We start from the raw sequence: 14166 nt of genomic DNA, 5'->3' as shown, positions 1-14166 counted from the left end.
ATCAGTCCGCGAGGTCTTCGTAGAGGACCGTGGAGAGGTACCGCTCGCCGTAGCTCGCCACGATCACCACGATCGTCTTGCCGGCGTTCTCGGGGCGCGCGGCAACCTCGAGCGCCGCGTGCACTGTCGCCCCGGACGAAATGCCGGCGAGAATGCCCTCCTCGGCGGCGAGACGGCGCGCCATCGCCACCGACTGGGCGATGTTCACGTCGATGATCTCGTCGTAGACCTCACGGTCGAGCACCTCGGGCACGAAGTTGGCCCCGATGCCCTGGATCTTGTGCGGTCCCGGTGCCCCGCCGTTGAGGATCGCGGACTCCTGAGGTTCGACGCCGATCACCTGCAGGTCGGCCTTCTGCTCCTTGAGGAACTCGCCGGTGCCGGAGATGGTTCCCCCCGTTCCGATGCCGGCGACGAAGATGTCGACGGCGCCCTCGGTGTCCCGCCAGATCTCGGGCCCCGTCGTGGCGTGATGGATGGCCGGGTTGGCCGCATTGGCGAACTGGTCGGCGAAGACCGCCCCCGGCGTGCTCGCCACGATCTCCCGCGCCGTGGCGACCGCGGCGCTCATGCCCCCGGCCCCGGGGGTGAGCACCAGTTCCGCGCCGTACGCGCGCAGCAGCATCCGGCGCTCCCGGCTCATCGTCTCGGGCATCGTGAGGATCACCCGGTACCCGCGGGCGGCACCGATCATGGCGAGGGCGATGCCGGTGTTGCCGCTCGTGCTCTCCACGATCGTGCCACCGGGCGCCAGGGCACCGGAGGCCTCGGCGGCGTCCACGATGGCGACTCCGAGCCGGTCCTTCACGCTCGCGGAGGGGTTGTAGAACTCGAGCTTGGCGAGCACCGTCGCGCCGACGCCGTCGGCCACCCGGTTGAGTCGCACGAGGGGCGTGTTGCCGAAGATCTCGGTGATGTCGTTGTAGATGCGGGTCGCCATTGTTCGCTCCTTCTCGGGTACAGGTATACGGTACCCGGCCTCGCCCGGGCGGCGTAACGGTGTCGCGGTCGGGGCTGGTCGTCACCGTCGGTCCGCGCCACTACCCCGCGCCACTACCCCGCGTTTCTCCGGAGCTTTCGCGCCGCGATGCGGGCCGGGCGGCGTGTCGGGGCGAATTTCGGATGCCGTGGCCGAAACCTCCGGAGAAGCGCGGGCCGGGAGAGACTGGTCAGCATGACCTCCGCCCGAAACGCCCTCTCCCTCACCGAGGCCGCCCCGGGCGTCTTCTTCGCGAGGGGCCCGAGCGTCAACTGGGTCGTGCTCACCGAGGGCGACTCCGTGACCCTCATCGACACCGGGTACCCGCGCAACGCGGAGCTGGTCGACGAGACCCTCGAGGCGGTGGCACAGCGCACCGGCGCCCGCTCCCTCGAGGCGATCCTGCTCACCCATGGCCACTCCGACCACATCGGAAACGTCGGCCGACTCGTCGCCCGGTCGGCCCGGGCGCCTCGAGTGCTCAGCGCCCCCGCCGAGGTCGCCCACGTGCGGCGGGCCGTGCTGCATCAGGTGGGCATCCCCGACATCCTCCGACACGCCTACAACCCCCGCATCGTGGCCTGGGCTGTGCACGCGGTGCGCCAGGGCGGGCTCGAGCCGGTCGGCTACGAGGGGGTGGAAGCCCTCGAACTGGACCTGCCGCTCGACCTGCCCGGGCACCCGGTTGCCCTGGCCGTTGCCGGCCACACACCCGGCCACACGGTCTTCCACCTTCCGCAGCACGGCATCGTCGTCACCGGCGACGCCCTGGTCACCGGGCATCCGACGGTACGGCGAACGGGACCCCAGGTGCTTCACCCGATCTTCAACGACGACGACGCGCTGACTCCCAAAAACCTGAGCGTGCTGTTCGGCCTCGGCGCCGAGCGCTTCCTGCCCGGCCACGGCCCGCTGGGAGTCATGCCAGTCGCGCTCGTCCGCTGAGGGGACACTGGCCGATTGGGATACTGGCCCAGAGGTTCGTTCGGCGCGCGGGGCTATCATCTGGCCATGACTACCGACCTGGAGAGCCTCTACCGAGACCTGCACGCCCACCCGGAGCTCGGGTTCGCCGAGCACCGAACGGCGGGCATCGTGGCCGAACTGATGACGTCCCTCGGACTCGAGGTCACCACCGGGGTCGGCGGCACCGGCGTGGTCGCGGTCGCCAGGAACGGCGACGGGCCCGTCGTGTACCTCCGCGCCGACATGGATGGCCTCCCCGTGCGCGAGGACACCGGGCTGGACTACGCGAGCACGGACACCGCGGTCACGGAGGACGGCACCGAGGTGCCGCTCATGCACGCCTGCGGTCACGACGTGCACGTGACCTGCCTCGTCGGGGCGGTCGAGGCCCTGATGGCTCGTCGGTCCGAGTGGTCGGGAACCCTCGTCGCCGTGTTCCAGCCGGCCGAGGAGACCATCGCCGGCGCCAAGGCCATGGTCGCCGACGGGCTCGCCGAGAGGTTTCCCCGCCCCACCGTCGTGCTGGGCCAGCACGTCGCCCCGTTCCCGGCGGGCCTGCTCGCCCTGCGCGCCGGCACCGCCATGGCCGGTGCGGACAGCATCGACATCACCTTCACCGGCCGGGGCGGCCACGGATCCCGGCCCCAGACCACCATCGACCCGATCGTCGCGGCCTCCGCGACGGTCATGCGGTTGCAGACCATAGTCTCCCGCGAGGTCGAGCCGGGCCGACTGGCCGTGGTCACGGTCGGCAGCTTCCACTCCGGATCGAAGAACAACATCATCCCGGCCACCGCGACCCTGGGACTCAGCGTGCGCAGCGTCGACGCCGACTCCCGCGATCGGATGCTCGCCTCGATCACCCGCATCGCCGAGGCGGAGGCGCAGGCCTCGGGCATGACCGTCGCGCCCACCATCGTGAGCGTCGAGCGGGCCGATGCCACCATCAATGCCGCGCCGGAGACCGAGCGCCTGCACCGCCGCTTCGTCGAGGAGTACGGCGAGGCTGCCGTGATCGACGTCGGCACGGCCTCGGGCAGCGAGGACGTGGGAGAACTCGCCAAGGCCACCGGCGCCCCGCTCGTGTTCTGGTTCCTGGGCGGATGCGATCCGCAGGCCTTCGCGGCGGCGACCGCGGCCGGCACGGTGGAGAGCGACATCCCGAGCAACCACTCGCCTCACTTCGCCCCGGTGATCTCGCCCACCATCGAGCGCGGGGTCTCCCACCTCGCGGTCGCCGCGCTGGAGTGGTTGGCCGAGGGCCGGGACGAGGATTCCGCGCATGGCTGAGCCCGAGGCGGGCGGCCTCTACCTCGACGATCTCCACGTCGGGGACTCGTATCGCACGGCCGAATACGTCGTCAGTGCGCAGGCGATCCTGGCCTTCGGCGCGCAGTTCGACCCGCAGGTCTTCCACCTCGACGCCGAGGCGGCCTCCGCCACCTTCTTCGGAGGGTTGGCAGCGAGCGGCTGGCATACGGCCGCCATCACCATGAACCTGCTCGTGACGAGCGGCCTGCCGTTCGCGGACGGGCTGATCGGGGCCGGTGCCGAGGTCTCCTGGCCGACGGCCACCCGCGCCGGCGACGTGCTTCACGCCGAGGCGGCGATCACCCAGATCACGCCGAGCCGGTCGCGGCCCGATCGAGGGATCGTCACGGTGGAGAGCCGCACCCTGACGGCCAACGGCGAGGAGCGGCAGCGTCTTGTGGCCCGCATGCTCGTGTTCCGCCGCGGCGCAACCCTGACACCGCGCTGAGGGCGCGCGCCGGAGTAACTACGCCCGGAGGTCGGTCGATGCCACGACCGTGGCCCCGGCGTCCCGAAGGGCGGCCATGAACGCCGCATGCACCACACTTCCGGGCAGTTCGGTTCCCTCGAATTCGAGGTCCGGTGCCGCGCACGCGTCATGCACAACCGTCACGTCGAGGCCCAGGTCGAGCGCCGCCCTCGACGTCGCGTCCACGCACATGCTGCTCATCATCCCCACGATCACCAGGCCGTCGATGCCGCCCTCCCGCAGGAGGGGCTCCAGGGCGGTGTCGACGAAGGCGTTGGGCAGCGACTTGGTGAGCACGAGTTCCCCCGGCGCCGGCGCCAGCAGGGGGTGGATCTCCGCTCCGCTCGTGCCCGGCAGAAAGAACGTCGCATCCTCTTCGACCGAGACGTGCCGAAGGTGCACGATGGGCATCCCGGCCGATCGGGCGTCCTCCAGGATGCGGTGGGCGACCTCGCCGGCCGCCTCGCTCCCCACGAGCGAGTACGCACCGCCCGGAAAGTAGTCGTTCTGGATGTCGATGACGAGGAGCGCCTTCGTCACGGGGCCCCCCTCAGCGCGAGCCACTTGATCGGGCGCGCGAGCACGATCAGCACCAGCGGATAGAGGCTGGTCACCGGGAAGAGAACAGTCACGATCAGAGCGACGAGGGTGAGCAGCACCAGGATCCAGTCCGCCCAGACGAACACGGTGGATGCCGCGATGCCGGGCCCGAGGAGTCCCTTGCGCTCAAGGATCACCTTCTGCACGCGGATCGAGGTCTCGGCCACCAGCACGGTTGCCACGTAGACGCCCGCCGCGACGGGGTCGTGACCGGGAGAGTCGACGATGAGCACGGTGGGCACCGGCAGGAACACGATGGTCGCCAGCCAGACCAGGTTCGCGTTGATGAGCGCGGTGGTGGAGCCGGTGACACTGCGGTAGAGCCGGTGATGGTCTTTCCAGAAGGCCGCGATGACCACGAAGCTCAACGCCGCCGCCGCCAGGTTGAGCACGTTGGCGGAGAGGAAGTCGGCGGCGGGGCGCGACTCCACGGAGCGGGCGATGTCGACGAGGGGCAGGGCGATCAGCGTTATCGCGATCGCCACGACACCATTGGTGAAGCCGACGAGTCGTTCGATGCTCGGATCGACAGGCGAGGCGACATCACTCACCGAACACCGATGTCTCTCCCGGGGCGGTGCTTCCGGTGCGGGTTGCCAACATCTGCCTCAGCCTATCGGGCCGACTCGTCGGCCCGGCGGGCCGAACCTCCGCGGCGTGGGAAGATGTGCGTATGGACGCAGATAAGCAGATATGCGGGAGAGAGCCGGACGGGCAGTTCGTGGAACTGGCCGTGGAGGTGTTCGCGATGCTCGCCGACGCCACCCGGGTGCGCCTGATCCTCGCGCTGCGGGACGGCGAGCAGTCGGTGAATCACCTCGCCGAAATCGTCGACAAGTCTCCGGCGGCCGTTTCGCAGCACCTGGCCAAACTCCGGCTCGCGAGGATCGTGTCCGCACGCCAGGACGGCCAGCGCGTCTTCTATCGACTCGAGAACGAGCACGCCAGCAAGCTGGTCACCGACGCGATCCTTCAGGCGGAACACTCGCTCGGCGGCACGCCCCGCCACCACCATTCACAGAATGAGGCCACCGCATGAGCACGACGCACGAGCACGAGCACGAGCACGAGCACGACCACGAGCACGAGCACGACCAGCACCACGAGCACGAGCACGGCCACGACCACGACCACGAGCACGGGCACGGGCACTCCCACGGCGACGGCGGCCACGCGCATCCGACCGGCTTCCGGGGATTCCTCCATGGACTGTTCGTGCCCCACACCCACGACGCGGCCGACTCGATAGACGACGCACTCGAGGCCAGCAAGGAGGGCGTGCGCGCGGTGAAGATTAGCCTCTTCATTCTGCTCGGCACGACCATCCTGCAATTCGTGGTCGTGCTCGTCAGCGGATCCGTCGCGCTGCTCGCCGACACCATCCACAACTTCGCCGACGCCCTCACCGCCGTTCCCCTCTGGGTGGCGTTCGTGCTCGGACGGCGCCTGGCCACCCGCCGGTACACCTACGGCTTCGGGCGGGCCGAGGACCTCGCCGGCCTGTTCATCGTCGGCGTCGTCGCGCTGTCGGCGGTCGTGGCGGCCTGGCAGTCCATCGACCGCCTGCTCCACCCGCACCCGCTCAATAACCTGTGGTGGGTTCTCGTGGCCGGCCTCGTCGGCTTCGCCGGCAACGAGATCGTCGCCATCTACCGCATCCGCGTGGGCCAGCGGATCGGATCGGCGGCGCTCGTCGCCGACGGAGTGCACGCCCGCATCGACGGATTCACCTCCCTCGCCGTGGTCCTGGGCGCCCTCGGGGTGATCCTCGGATTCCCTCTGGCCGACCCGATCGTGGGGCTGCTGATCTCCGCGGCGATCATCGTGCTGCTCTGGGGGACGGTGAAGAGCATCGGGCGGCGCCTGATGGACGGGATAGAACCCGAACTCGTGGATCGCGCGCAGACGGCGCTCGACTCGACTCCCGGCGTGCTCTCCACTCCGCTCCTGCAGTTGCGCTGGGTGGGGCACAGGCTTCAGGGGGCCGCGACGATCGTCGTCGCCGACAGCTCGCTGTCCGACGCCGAGGCCATCGTCCGGGAGGCGGAACACCGGCTCGGACACGCCCTGCCGAACCTGGACGACATGGCCATCCGCACGGTCACCCGGTGAGCCTGGGCTAGAGCGTACCCTCCGGCAGGGCGAGTCGCACAACCCTGCCCCCGAACATCCACTCCGTCAGGTACACGTCGCCGCTGTCCGAGACGGCGATGCCGTGCGGGCTGTTGAGGATGCCGTCGCGCAGGTCTGGGCGCACGGTCTCCCCCTGCGAGACGCGGTTCGGCCATCCGGCACGGTCCTGCGCGTTGGCGCTGGGCACCACGGCGTGCACGGCGTCGTGCGAGTCGATGCGCAGCAGCGCCCCGAACAGGTCGGTGACGAGAAGGTCGTCGCCCCGCACCGCGAGCGAGCTCGGGCTGGTCATCACCGGATCGGCGACGGTGCGCACGAACCCGCCGTCGAGGTCGAAGAAGACGACGCGGCGGTTGCCCCGATCGGCGACCACCACGAGCGGCTCCGACCCCCGCTCGTCGATCGCGACGCCGTGCGGGCAGTCGAAGCGCACCGAGGCCGAGGTGCCGTCCAGGGTGAAGGTCTCGCCGTCCGCCCGCACCAGGTGCACCAGGCTCTGGCCGTAGCCGTCCGCGATCCACAGGTCTCCCGTGTGCGGGCCGTCGGTCACGACCGCCGACGAGGTCGGCTTCCACCGTTCCCCCGCCCCGGCTCGGCCGGGCTCGACGACGCGGTCCACGACGGAGCCGTCGAGGGCCACCCGGATGAGCTGGCCGGCATCGGCGCCCGGCCCCGGATCCGCGATCCAGACCTGGTCGCCGGCCGGATCGCGCAGCACCGAGATCCCGTGCGCGTCCGCGGTGCCCGTCGGCACCCGCGTCGAGTCGCCGGTCGCCTCGTCGAGGATCACGAGAGCGCCGCCGCCCGGCTCGGCGAACACCACCCGGCCATCGCTCAGCACGCCCACGCCGGAGTGCATCCACCGGTCGTCGGAGTCGCCGGTCACGAGCGTGGTCCAGGCGGCCGCGCTCATCGCCAGCCCACGATCACGGCGCCGGCCTCGTAGGTCGCGACCGGGTGGGCGAACGGCATCGGTTCCGTCTGCTCCGCCTCGACGAGGAACAGGCCGGGAAGGCCGGCGAGCATCTGGGTGATGGCCTCGCGGATCTCCAACCGTGCCACCTGCTGCCCCACGCAGCCGTGGATGCCGTGCCCGAAGCCGAGGTGTCCGAAGGCGTCGCGGGTGATGTCGAAACGCTCGGGATTCTCGAAGCGCCGCTCGTCGCGGTTCGCGGCGACCGGCGACACCGAGACCGACTGCCCGGCCCGGATCTGCACGTCGCCGAAGTCGACGTTCTCCGTCGCGGTTCGCGGGAACAGGGTGATGAACATGGCACCGAACCGCATGAACTCCTCGATGGCTCCCGAGATGAGCGACGGGTCGTCCCTCAGCGCCTCGAGCTGATCCGGATGCGACAGGAGCGCCACCGTGCTGGTGGCGATCATGTAGGCCACGGAGTCGCGCCCGGAGCCGAACAGCACCGCGGTCACGCCCTCGACCTCCGGGGTGGTGAGGTCGGACTTCAACAACTCGCTCAGCACGTCCTCGCCCGGCTCGGCGCGCTTCACGTCGAGCACCTCGCGCAGGAAGTCGATCTTCTGCTCCGTCGTCGACTTCTCCACGTAGAGGGCGGAGAACTGTTCGGCGTGGCTCGGCGGAATGCCCAGGACGCGACAGTGCACCGCCGCGGAGATCGGCTGGGCGAAGTGCTTCGTCAGGTCCGCGGGCGAACCCTGCGCGCGCAGATGCTCGAGCTGGCGGGCGACGATCGCCGCCACATCCGCCTGGTAGCCGCGCGCCGACCGAACGGAGAACCGCCCGAGGATGGTCCGTCGAATGCGGGCGTGCTGCGGCGAGTCGAGACCGAGCAGGTTGCCGACCTCCATCGCGGCGAGCGCCCGATCGTCGACGCCCGGGCCGAAGGAGCTGCCGAGCTCCGATTCGCCCGGCATCCGCTGCGGCTGCTGGCTGAAGGTCGGGTCCTCGAGCAGCAGGCGGGCGAGCTCGTGCCTGGTCACGATCAGGCCGTCGTGTCCGTCCGAATAGTGCAGCGGGGTCGCCGCCGCCTCGTCGCGCCAGGCGGCGAGGGTGGGGGAGGGCGCGAGGGGCGTGCCGTCGGTGGGGATGGTTCGCTTCGCGTGAAACGGGCAACCCGCCTCGCTCACGGCCGTCGTCGTCGGGGCAGAGTCGTTCATGAAACGGGTGTTCCTCTCAGAAGGGTGGTGCTTTCGGTCGACCTCTCGAGCATCCGCGCCCGTTCCTGACGGAACTCACGCGGCATGTTCCAGCCGATCAGGCCGGTCGCCTGACCGTCCCTGATCGTGGCGGCGACGAAACGACGGTCGGCGGGGTCTCCCGCGAGGATCGTGAGCGGCGCGCCGGGGTCGAGACGGCCGTGCACCAGGATGCGGTTGCCGAAGAGCTCCGACCAGAAGAAGGGCACGATCGGGGCGCCGACCTCACCCGTGACGATGAGTCGCGCCACAGCGTGGGCCTGCTCGATCGCCGTGGCCTGGTGCTCGACTCGATGCGACTCGCCCGTCGCGGGGTCGAGCCAGCGCGCCACGTCGCCGACCGCATAGACCCCGGGGGCCGCCACGCCGCCGGCATCGCACAGCACGCCGTCGGTGAGATCGATCCCCGTGCCGCTCAACCAGTCGACGGACGGGACGCAGCCGATCGCGGCGACGACCACGTCCGCGGGAACGATGGATCCGTCCGAGAGCCTCAGGGCCGCCACGCGGCTGCGACCGACGACGTCGGTGACGTCGACGCCCATCCGAAGTCGGATGCCGTGCTCCAGCAGCAGCGCCGCGATCATGGGGGAGAGGGGCGTGGCGGTCTGGCCGAACCGTGGCTCGGTGGAGCGGCCGAGGATCGTCACGTCGTGCCCGGCGGCGCGGGCCGAGGCCGCCACCTCGCAGCCGAGCACACCGGCTCCGACCACGACCACCGGTCCGGCTGCCGGCAGGTCATCGCGCAGGCCGATGGCATCGTCGAGGGTGCGCAGGGTGTGCACGCCGGCCACACCCTCGGCCCCCGGCAGGCGTCGTGCCCGCACACCGGTGGCGACGACGAGCCGCTCGTAGGCAAGCGTGTCGCCCTCGACCGTGACGGTGCGCGCGGTGAGATCGGCGGCGGTCGCGCGTCCCTTCACGAGGCGCAGGTCCAGCGCGGCCAACTGTGCCCCATCCCGGAGCATCGCCTGGGCGGCAGTCCACCGGCCGGAGAGCACCTGCTTCGACAGCGGGGGGCGACTGTATGGCGGGTGGTCTTCCTCGCCGACCAGCGTGATCGACCCGGCATACCCCTCGGCGCGGAGGCCCTCCGCCGTCGTCAGCCCGGCGAGTGACGCACCGACGATCATGACTCCCGAGCGCTCGGTCACGATTGCCCGGACTCGGCGATGGCGATCGCCCGAGCGGGGCACAGCGCGGCGGCACGACGGGCCGCCGCCTCCAGCCCCATCTCAGGTTCGCTGTCGAGAAGCATCACGATGCCGTCGTCGTCCTGGTCGAAGAGGTCGCCGGCAACGAGGGCGCACTGTCCGGCGCCGATGCAGACCGACGTGTCGACGGTGATGTTCATGACGATCCTCCTCGTGGCCACCGTCTTCGGTGGGCTCTAAAAGGCTAGGAGCGGCGGCGGTCCAAGACCATGACTGGGCGCTCCAAAGCATGGATGATTCGACCACTCGGTCTCGGGAATTCCCCGTCAAAACAGCAGTTGGTAGGGTGACTAGATGGAGATGGGAGCTTCGGTGGGCGAAAGGGACCGTGACGTCGGCGACGCCGGCGGGCCCGTGCTGGTGGGGGCGAACTGGTATCGATTCCGGGCCGGCGAGCACATCCACCACGACCTCGTCGAGAGTGTGTCGTTCGTCTGGGTCGTGCAGGGTGCCGGTGTCATCACCAGTGCGGGCGAGTCCTTCGCCCTCACCACCAACTCCATCCTGCGACTCCCCTGGCGCCATGACGTGGACTATCGGCCAGACGACCACTCGCCGTTTCACGTCGGCACCATCCACCTCGTTCCATGGCACGACTCCACGGTTCCCGTCGTGCCCCGGGTCGGGGTGCGCTCGGGCGATCCCCTCCTGGGCGCGCCCTGGCGGCGCGGCCCGGAACGGCCCGAGCGCCCCGTGCTCCGGTCGAGCCGCTCCACCACGGCCAGGAGCCTCATCGCCCTCGCTTCCTACGGAGTCGAGCGCTTTCTCGCGGAGAGAACCGACGAGCCGTGCCTGCGCTCCCTCGGCACCCTGATCGCCGACGAGAGCTCGGGCTGGACCGGGAGCGAACCGGTCGCGCGGGGCGTGCCGGCGGTGCTCGAACTAATGATCGACCACATCCTCGCCAACATCGACCGTCATCTGCCGGTCTCCGAGATCGCCGAGGCCGGCAAGTGCAGCCCGACGACCGCGGAGCGCCTGTTCGCGCGCTACACCGGCCTCTCCGTCGTGGCGTGGTCGCGCAGGAGACGCATGCAGGAGGCCGCCCTCCTGCTGCGCACGAGCGGGCTCCGCGTGAACGAGGTCGCCCGGCGGGTCGGCTATGCCGACCCGCTCTACTTCTCCCGCGTGTTCACCTCGGTGCACGACGTTCCCCCGAGTCGGTACGCCTCCGGACAGCTACGCCCCTGACGGCGGCACGGAGTCCACCGTCCAGGAGTGGGCGCCGGAGCCCACCATGATCGGCTCACCCCCCGGCAGAACCACCTCGGCCGTGGCGTTGGCCGGCACCTCCGCCTCCACCACCACGCAGTCGCCCTCACGACGCCAGGCGACGCGGGCCGGACCATACGGGGTATCGAGGCTGGCGGTCGCGTGATCGAGCTCGGCGAGCGGCTGGGGCGCGATGCGGATCACGCGGTAGCCGGGTGCCGCCGGCGCGAGGCCGGCGACCGTGCGATGGAGCCAGTCGGCCACGGCACCCAGCGCGTAGTGGTTGAACGACGTCATCTCTCCCGGGTTGATCGACCCGTCCTCGAGCATGCTGTCCCAGCGCTCCCAGATCGTCGTCGCGCCCATCGTCACCGGGTAGAGCCAGGACGGGTTCTCGGTCTGGGTAAGCAGCCGCCCGGCGGTAGCGAGGTGGCCGGTAGCGGTCAGGGCATCGGCGATCACCGGGGTGCCGACGAAGCCGGTTCCGATGCGATACCCGTTCGCGGTCACCAGTTCTGCGAGCCGTTCCCCCATCCGGGCGCGCTGCGCGCTCGATCCGGACAGCCCGAAGACGATCGCCGTGGCGTACCCGGTCTGCGCGTCTGACACCATCCGTCCGGTCGCGGTCACGTACTCGCTCAGGAACGCCGCGCGCACCTTCTCGGCGAGTGCCGCGTAGTGTTCGGCGTCGGCGTGCCGGCCCAGCGTCTCGGCCGCCCGGGCGGTGAGGTCCACCGACCGGTACAGGTAGGCGCTCGCGACGATGTCCGGGTCGGTCTTGGCCAGGGCCGCGTTGTCCGGCGGCGCGGTGGGATCGAGCCAGTCGCCGAATTGGAACCCGCCCTCCCACAGCATCCGGTCTCCGGCGAGCGCGAGGAGGCAGTCCGCCCATCCGCGCATGCTGTCGAACTGCGCCTCGAGCACGCCGACGTCGCCGAACCGCTCGCGCAGCACGGTCGGCACGACCGTCGCCGCGTCGCCCCAGGCCGCCGCCGGCGTCGCGGCGTCGTGCAGCACATTGGGGATGATGAAGGGCACGATGCCGCCGCCGGCCGCTGTCTGCTCCCCCGCGAGATCGACCGTCCACGAGGTAAGGAACGCGTTCGTGTCGTAGAGGAAGCTGGCCGTGGGAGCGAAGACCTGGAGGTCGCCCGTCCAGCCCAGGCGCTCGTCGCGCTGGGGGCAGTCGGTGGGCAGGTAGAGGAAGTTGCCTCGCATTCCCCAGAGCACGTTCTCGTGCAGTCGGTTGAGCATCTCGTGCGAGCTCTCGAACCATCCGGTGCGCCGCATGTCGCTATGGATCACCACCGCCGTCACGGCGTCGCCGCCGATGGGCTCGGGCAGCCCGGTCACCTGGGCGTAGCGGAACCCGTGGAACGTGAAGGCCGGTTCCCAGACCTCCTCGTCGCCTCCCCGGAGGGTGTACGTGTCGGTGGCCTTGGCGAGGCGAAGCGGTCGAATGCCGAGTTCACCGTGCTCGAGCACCTCGGCGTGGCGCAGCGTCACCACCGTGCCGGCCTCCCCGCGAACGCGGATGCGCAGACGTCCGACGAGGTTCTGACCGAAGTCGAGGATCGGCTGGCCGGATGCCGAGACGAGCTCCTGCTCGACCGCACGTTCCTCGATCGCGCGAACCGCCGGCGAGGTTCTGGCCGTGGGCACCGGCATCGGTTCGGTGTCGACCCGAACCGGCTGCCAGCCGTCGTCGTCGAAACCGGCTTGCGTCCAGCCGCCCGGCTCCCGGCGCGCGTCGTAGGACTCTCCGTCGTAGATGCCGGACGCGACGATGGGCGCGTCCCCGGTCGCCCGCCAGTCCGGCCCGGTCAGGATGGTGTCGGTGGACCCGTCGACGTACTCGATCGCGAGCTGAAGCGCCGCCGCGGGCTGCTCGCCGTAGAACGGCGTCGAGTTCGCGCGGAAGCCGTAGCGCTCGGTGTACCAGGCGCCGGCGATCCGCACGCCGATCGCATTCGGGCCGTCCGCGAGCAGCGCGGTGACGTCGGTGCTCTCGTGGATGAGGCGACGCGGATACGGCGTCCAGCCCGGCTTGAGGATCTGGTCGTCCACCTCCCGGCCGTTGATCTGCACCTGGTACGCACCATGCGCGGTCGCGTACAGCGTCGCCCGCAGGACCGGGGCCGCGATCGCGAACTCGGTGCGGAGCAGGGCGGGCTGGGCGTCGCGTTCCGGCGCCGCCAGGCCCACCATGGGCGCGACCCACTCGCCGTCCGCCAGGAAGGCGGCGACGAACTCGCGCGGCTCGCTCCAGTGAGACACCACCCCGTCGTTCCCGGTGACCCGCACGCGCACGGCGTGCCGGGACCGTGGCGCGATCGGCGCGAACGGCCAGGCGACGAGCACGGAGTCGCGACCGTCGACGGTCGCGAGCTGCTCGCCGTCGAGTTCGATCTCGGCCCCGGCCTGGGTCCACCCGCCGGTGGTCGAGGCGGTGGTCCAGCTCAGACGCGGCGTCGAAACCGCGACGTCGTCGCTGTCCGTTCGCAGCTCGATCGTGATGGACGTGACAGTGGCGGTCATGCTTCTCCTACCTGAATGGTGTCGGCGCTTTCGTACGCGGCGGGCGCGATCTGTACGGCGCGGATGCGCTCGATGTCGAACTTGGGGTGGCGGTCGAAGTCGTAGATTCCGTTCTCCTCCTGGAAGGTGTCGGTGAGCTGCGTGTAGCAGTAGCCGAACATCCCGGCATCGTCGAGCAGCACGCGGGTGAGCCCGGCGAATCTCTCATGCCAGGCCTCGAGACCGTCGACTCGCTGCCCGTAGCCCCACGAGGTGTCGCGGTGGGGATCGTCGGAATTCTCCTGCTCCTCGGCCAGGCGGGCGGCGTTCCACCAGACGCCGCCGTACTCCGAGACGAAGTACGGTTGCGCGGAGTAGCCGTAGGAGATCGGCACCCCGTCGTGGTCGTTCAGGTACGGTCGACCGTCCCGGAGCCCGGACTGCTGGGCGCGGAACGCCTCGGGGTCCTGCTCGTAGGAGTGGGAGTCGTAGACATCCGCTCCCCGCACTCGATGCGAGTAGCCGGAGGCGTCGATCACCGGGCGGGTGGGGTCCGCGGCCTTGGTGGCCAGGTACATGGCCACGGTCAC

General features: G+C 70.4%; 14 protein-coding genes and 1 pseudogene. 6 read left to right on the top strand and 9 right to left on the bottom strand.

All coding sequences use genetic code 11. The features are described 5' to 3' along the window. Nucleotide 1: 1 nt before the first annotated feature. Nucleotides 2–940 (bottom strand): cysteine synthase A, encoded by a 939-nt coding sequence (cysK, locus tag ACHZD8_RS17040; protein WP_394771623.1) that lies wholly within the window; start codon nt 938–940, stop codon nt 2–4. Nucleotides 941–1174: 234 nt separating this feature from the next. Here cysK and ACHZD8_RS17035 point away from each other — a divergent pair, with 234 nt between their 5' ends. From ACHZD8_RS17035 to ACHZD8_RS17025, 3 genes are all read left to right on the top strand, one after another. Further along, nucleotides 1175–1924, top strand: coding sequence for an MBL fold metallo-hydrolase (locus ACHZD8_RS17035; RefSeq protein ID WP_394771622.1), 750 nt, complete (start codon nt 1175–1177; stop codon nt 1922–1924). Between the two features lie 66 nt (nt 1925–1990). Next, nucleotides 1991–3235: an amidohydrolase gene (locus tag ACHZD8_RS17030; RefSeq protein WP_394771621.1), complete on the top strand. Its 1245-nt coding sequence runs from the start codon at nt 1991–1993 to the stop codon at nt 3233–3235. Further along, nucleotides 3228–3704: a MaoC family dehydratase gene (locus tag ACHZD8_RS17025; protein WP_394771620.1), complete on the top strand. Its 477-nt coding sequence runs from the start codon at nt 3228–3230 to the stop codon at nt 3702–3704. Before ACHZD8_RS17030 ends, ACHZD8_RS17025 begins: the two co-directional genes overlap by 8 nt. Before the next feature lie 18 nt (nt 3705–3722). Here ACHZD8_RS17025 and ACHZD8_RS17020 read toward each other — a convergent pair whose 3' ends face one another. Continuing rightward, entirely contained in the window at nt 3723–4265 is a 543-nt protein-coding gene (locus ACHZD8_RS17020; RefSeq protein ID WP_394771619.1) for a cysteine hydrolase family protein, read from the bottom strand. Then, a complete protein-coding gene (locus ACHZD8_RS17015) occupies nt 4262–4876 on the bottom strand; it encodes a TMEM175 family protein (RefSeq protein WP_394771618.1) in 615 nt (204 codons plus the stop codon). The genes ACHZD8_RS17020 and ACHZD8_RS17015 overlap by 4 nt, the downstream gene beginning before the upstream one ends. 122 nt (nt 4877–4998) lie before the next feature. Here ACHZD8_RS17015 and ACHZD8_RS17010 point away from each other — a divergent pair, with 122 nt between their 5' ends. Both ACHZD8_RS17010 and ACHZD8_RS17005 read left to right on the top strand, forming a co-directional pair. After that, complete coding sequence (locus ACHZD8_RS17010; protein ID WP_394771617.1) at nt 4999–5364, top strand: ArsR/SmtB family transcription factor; 366 nt, start codon at nt 4999–5001, stop codon at nt 5362–5364. Then, a complete protein-coding gene (locus tag ACHZD8_RS17005) occupies nt 5361–6437 on the top strand; it encodes a cation diffusion facilitator family transporter (RefSeq protein WP_394771616.1) in 1077 nt (358 codons plus the stop codon). The genes ACHZD8_RS17010 and ACHZD8_RS17005 overlap by 4 nt, the downstream gene beginning before the upstream one ends. Before the next feature lie 7 nt (nt 6438–6444). Here ACHZD8_RS17005 and ACHZD8_RS17000 read toward each other — a convergent pair whose 3' ends face one another. The 4 genes from ACHZD8_RS17000 to ACHZD8_RS16985 are packed head-to-tail and all read right to left on the bottom strand — an operon-like array spanning nt 6445 to nt 9987. After that, nucleotides 6445–7371, bottom strand: a complete 927-nt coding sequence (locus ACHZD8_RS17000; protein ID WP_394771615.1) for a hypothetical protein — start codon at nt 7369–7371, stop codon at nt 6445–6447. Then, nucleotides 7368–8594, bottom strand: coding sequence for a cytochrome P450 (locus tag ACHZD8_RS16995; protein ID WP_394771614.1), 1227 nt, complete (start codon nt 8592–8594; stop codon nt 7368–7370). The genes ACHZD8_RS17000 and ACHZD8_RS16995 overlap by 4 nt, the downstream gene beginning before the upstream one ends. Next, complete coding sequence (locus ACHZD8_RS16990; protein ID WP_394771613.1) at nt 8591–9787, bottom strand: NAD(P)/FAD-dependent oxidoreductase; 1197 nt, start codon at nt 9785–9787, stop codon at nt 8591–8593. The genes ACHZD8_RS16995 and ACHZD8_RS16990 overlap by 4 nt, the downstream gene beginning before the upstream one ends. Then, a complete protein-coding gene (locus tag ACHZD8_RS16985; RefSeq protein ID WP_394771612.1) occupies nt 9784–9987 on the bottom strand; it encodes a ferredoxin in 204 nt (67 codons plus the stop codon). Before ACHZD8_RS16985 ends, ACHZD8_RS16990 begins: the two co-directional genes overlap by 4 nt. A gap of 154 nt (nt 9988–10141) precedes the next feature. Here ACHZD8_RS16985 and ACHZD8_RS16980 point away from each other — a divergent pair, with 154 nt between their 5' ends. After that, the gene (locus ACHZD8_RS16980; protein WP_394771611.1) at nt 10142–11038 is read left to right on the top strand and encodes a helix-turn-helix transcriptional regulator; all 897 of its coding nucleotides are present in this window, start codon (nt 10142–10144) and stop codon (nt 11036–11038) included. Here the strand turns inward: ACHZD8_RS16980 and ACHZD8_RS16975 are convergent. Together ACHZD8_RS16975 and ACHZD8_RS16970 are read right to left on the bottom strand one after the other, a co-directional pair. Then, nucleotides 11027–13597, bottom strand: coding sequence for a family 78 glycoside hydrolase catalytic domain (locus ACHZD8_RS16975; RefSeq protein WP_394771610.1), 2571 nt, complete (start codon nt 13595–13597; stop codon nt 11027–11029). The two genes, ACHZD8_RS16980 and ACHZD8_RS16975, sit on opposite strands and share 12 nt — an antisense overlap. Next, nucleotides 13594–14166: pseudogene (locus ACHZD8_RS16970) on the bottom strand (beta-galactosidase); the annotation flags it as partial. The pseudogene ACHZD8_RS16970 and the gene ACHZD8_RS16975, both read right to left, overlap by 4 nt.

This window comes from Lacisediminihabitans sp. (assembly GCF_043726815.1).
In the GTDB taxonomy this organism is placed as follows: Bacteria; Actinomycetota; Actinomycetes; order Actinomycetales; family Microbacteriaceae; genus Lacisediminihabitans.
The sequence above is the reverse complement of the archived record's forward strand: the minus strand, read 5'-3'. Positions and strand labels throughout refer to the sequence as shown.

Coding starts and splice junctions, on each gene's coding strand:
- ACHZD8_RS17000 (WP_394771615.1), bottom strand. CDS start 7,371: ATGAGCGCGGCCGCCTGGACCACGCTCGTGACCGGCGACTCCGACGAC.
- ACHZD8_RS16985 (WP_394771612.1), bottom strand. CDS start 9,987: ATGAACATCACCGTCGACACGTCGGTCTGCATCGGCGCCGGACAGTGC.
- ACHZD8_RS17035 (WP_394771622.1), top strand. CDS start 1,175: ATGACCTCCGCCCGAAACGCCCTCTCCCTCACCGAGGCCGCCCCGGGC.
- ACHZD8_RS17030 (WP_394771621.1), top strand. CDS start 1,991: ATGACTACCGACCTGGAGAGCCTCTACCGAGACCTGCACGCCCACCCG.
- ACHZD8_RS16975 (WP_394771610.1), bottom strand. CDS start 13,597: ATGACCGCCACTGTCACGTCCATCACGATCGAGCTGCGAACGGACAGC.
- ACHZD8_RS17010 (WP_394771617.1), top strand. CDS start 4,999: ATGGACGCAGATAAGCAGATATGCGGGAGAGAGCCGGACGGGCAGTTC.
- ACHZD8_RS16995 (WP_394771614.1), bottom strand. CDS start 8,594: ATGAACGACTCTGCCCCGACGACGACGGCCGTGAGCGAGGCGGGTTGC.
- cysK (WP_394771623.1), bottom strand. CDS start 940: ATGGCGACCCGCATCTACAACGACATCACCGAGATCTTCGGCAACACG.
- ACHZD8_RS16980 (WP_394771611.1), top strand. CDS start 10,142: ATGGAGATGGGAGCTTCGGTGGGCGAAAGGGACCGTGACGTCGGCGAC.
- ACHZD8_RS17025 (WP_394771620.1), top strand. CDS start 3,228: ATGGCTGAGCCCGAGGCGGGCGGCCTCTACCTCGACGATCTCCACGTC.
- ACHZD8_RS17005 (WP_394771616.1), top strand. CDS start 5,361: ATGAGCACGACGCACGAGCACGAGCACGAGCACGAGCACGACCACGAG.